This window comes from Nonomuraea sp. NPDC005983, assembly GCF_040614375.1.
In the GTDB taxonomy this organism is placed as follows: Bacteria; Actinomycetota; Actinomycetes; order Streptosporangiales; family Streptosporangiaceae; genus Nonomuraea.
Window position 1 is genome coordinate 1 of record NZ_JBEXUP010000279.1, and the last position, 3,124, is coordinate 3,124.

3 protein-coding genes and 1 pseudogene are annotated in these 3,124 nt (G+C 73.1%); 3 read left to right on the top strand and 1 reads right to left on the bottom strand.

Annotation, left to right across the window (positions count from 1 at the left end; translation table 11 throughout):
- The 3 genes and pseudogenes from ABZ297_RS46565 to ABZ297_RS46575 all read left to right on the top strand — a co-directional run.
- Positions 1–191, top strand: a pseudogene (locus ABZ297_RS46565) (hypothetical protein); the annotation flags it as partial.
- Complete coding sequence (locus ABZ297_RS46570) at positions 188–1,453, top strand: Zn-dependent hydrolase (protein ID WP_355360987.1); 1,266 nt, start codon at positions 188–190, stop codon at positions 1,451–1,453. The pseudogene ABZ297_RS46565 and the gene ABZ297_RS46570, both read left to right, overlap by 4 nt.
- 31 nt (positions 1,454–1,484) lie before the next feature.
- Positions 1,485–2,636: an ArgE/DapE family deacylase gene (locus ABZ297_RS46575; RefSeq protein ID WP_355360990.1), complete on the top strand. Its 1,152-nt coding sequence runs from the start codon at positions 1,485–1,487 to the stop codon at positions 2,634–2,636.
- 157 nt (positions 2,637–2,793) lie between these two features.
- Here ABZ297_RS46575 and ABZ297_RS46580 read toward each other — a convergent pair.
- Positions 2,794–3,124, bottom strand: a 331-nt coding sequence (locus tag ABZ297_RS46580; protein WP_355360993.1) for a PH domain-containing protein, incomplete at its 5' end; no start/stop codon positions are given.

Genomic DNA, 3,124 nt, shown 5'->3' on the forward strand with positions numbered 1-3,124 from the left:
CGCACCGTTCGGCCGGCCAGGCGGCCTCGGCCGACGGGGGCGGGGCCGGACGTGGGGCGGATGCGGCTGCCGGCCTTCGGCCGGCTCTGGGGGCCGGGCCGGGCTCGACCGTCGTCCTGTTGTGCACCGAGGGCGCCGACGCCAACCCCGCGACCCTGACCGACTCCGGCCACCTGGAGAGCACGTCATGACCGAACACCTCATCACCGTCGACGGCGCGCGCCTGTGGCAGTCGCTGATGGACCTCGCCGAGGTCGGCGCGTACGACGACGAACGCACCGGCCTGCGCGGCGTGAACCGGCTGGCCCTGACCGACGCCGACGCCGCCGGCCGCCGCCTGGTCATCTCCTGGATGGAGCGGGCCGGCCTGACCGTGCGCGTCGACAGGATGGGCAACATCTACGGACGCCGCGAGGGCACCGACCCCGGCGCCCGCCCGGCCCTGACCGGCTCCCACATCGACAGCGTCGCCACCGCCGGTGCGTTCGACGGATGCCTGGGCGTCCTGGGCGGCATCGAAGTGGTCCGGACGCTGAACGAGCGCGGCATCACCACCCGCCGTCCGCTGGAGGTGGCCGTCTTCACCGAGGAGGAAGGCGTCCGTTTCGGCACCGACATGCTCGGCAGCGCGGTCGCCGCCGGACGTCTCAGCCTGGAGTACGCCCACGCCCTGACGGACCGGCACGGCGTCACCCTCGGCGGCGAGCTGGCCCGTACCGGCTTCGACGGCCCCGCCGGGGAGCGGCTCGACCCGCCGCACGCCTACGTGGAGTGCCACATCGAACAGGGCCCCGTCCTGGCCCAGGCAGGGGTGGAGATCGGCGTCGTCACGGGGGTCCAGGGGATCTCCTGGCAGGAGATCACCATCCACGGCCGCGCCGCCCACGCCGGCACCACTCCGACCGAGCTGCGGGCCGACGCCGGGCTCGCGGCCGCGCGCGTCGTCGTCCACCTTCGCGCCATGGTGGACTCCGGCGCCTACGGGGAGCTGCGCGCCACCGTCGGGCATCTGGCCGTCCACCCCGACCTGACGAACATCGTTCCGGCCCGCGCGGAGCTGACCGTGGACCTGCGCAACCCCGACGACGCCCAGATGGCCCGCGCCGAGGAGGACCTGGCGGCCTTCCTGTGCACCCTGGAGGACGACCGGCCGGGGCTGAGCGTCTCCACCCGCCGGATGGCCAGGACGGCGCACGTCCCGTTCGACGACGGCGTGCGGAAGGTCATCGCCGAGGCGGCCGGCGATCATGGGCTCGCGCACCTGTCCCTGCTGTCGGGCGCGGGTCACGACGCCCAGGAGATCGCCGCGCTCTGCCCCACCGCCATGATCTTCGTCCGGGGCGAGTACGACGGCATCAGCCACAACCCCCGCGAGTACTCCACGCCCGAAGCCTGCGCCCACGGCGTCGACGTGCTCGCCACGACCCTGCTCCGCCTCGCCGGCCAGGACTGATCGTCCGTCCCTCGAGACCACCAGGAAGCACATGACACCGCACAGCCCGGATCCGGTCGAGCTCCTCGCGGAGCTCATCGCCATCGACTCCGTGAACCCCGATCTCGTGCCAGGCGGCGCGGGCGAGGGCGACATCGCCGACCACTGCGGCGCCTGGCTCGCCGGACGCGGGTTCGAGGTGCACCGCCTGGAGAGCCGCCCGGAGCGGCCCTCGCTCGTCGCGGTCGCCCGCGGCACCGGCGGCGGACGCTCGCTGATGCTGAACGGCCACCTCGACACCGTCGGCCTCGCCGGCTACGACGGTGACCCGCTGCGCCCGGTGATCCGCGACGGCAAGATCTTCGGCCGGGGCGCCTTCGACATGAAGAGCGGCCTCGCCGCCATGATGGCCGCCGCGGTCCGTGCCACCCGTCGGGGGCCGCTGCGCGGCGACGTCGTCCTCGCGTGCGTCGCCGACGAGGAGCACGCCAGTTTCGGCACCGAGGAGGTGCTGGAGTCCTTCACCGCCGACGCGGCCATCGTCACCGAGCCCAGCCATCTTGAGGTGACCGTGGCGCACAAGGGCTTCGCCTGGTTCGACGTGCACATCGAGGGCCGTGCCGCCCACGGGTCGCGGCCCGAGCTCGGCGTCGACGCGATCACCAAGGCCGGCCACTTCCTCGTCGCCCTCGAGGACTGGGGCCGCCGCCTGGCGGAAGGCGAACCGCATCCGCTGCTCGGGACGGGCACCGTGCACGCCTCCCTCATCCGGGGCGGCGAGGAGCCCTCGACCTACCCGGCGCACTGCCGGATCACCGTCGAGCGCCGCACGGTGCCGGGCGAGAACGCCGACACCGTCGAGGCCGAGCTCGCCGCCGTCCTCGACCGGCTCACCGCCACGGTCGCCGACTTCCGCTACCGCCTGCGCCGCGGCCTGCACCGCGAGCCGTTCCAGGCCGATCCGCAGGCGTCGGTCGTCCGTACCCTGCTCCGCCACGCGGAGGCGGGACTGGGGCGTCCGCCCGTGATCCGCGCGGAACCCTTCTGGACGGACTGCGCCCTCCTCGACCGCGCCGGCATCCCCTGCCTGCTCTTCGGCGTGGACGGCGGAGGAGCCCACGCGGCCACCGAATGGGCGGACCTCGCCTCCTTGCACCGCCTCACCGGCATCCTCGCCGACACCATCGCGGACTTCTGCGCCTGACCTTTCCTGACCTTGCCTGACGGCCCGTGAGCCAGCGGTTAACAAGCTGCAACTCATCTGCAAGTGGGACAAATAGCCTTGAGTCCACAAGCACTTGAGTCGCGCGATCCGCTTGCCCAGTACAGGGGCATGGGCAAGCCGGAGGGGAATCCGCGGCTCACTGCTTGCGGAGGAAGGGCCCGAGGAGATCGGGCACGGCCTCGGCAGCGAGGTCGAGGCCGTCGGCCCGGCCCACGTCCACGACGTCGTAGTGGCCGTCGCCGGCGGCGGTCGTCGCGGAGACCGTCAGCAGGCCGGCTCGTCGCTGGAAGAAGGACTGGGTGATCGTCCAGCCGACGATGCCGGCCCGGTCGAGCGCCACCGTGCGCCGCCGTACCGCGCCCATCCTCGTGATCAGGCAGCGGATGTGGGCGCCGTCGACATCGGCGTCGGCCATCAGGATGACCTTGCCGTACCTGGCCGCCTCGATGTCGAACGAGCGGCCCGAG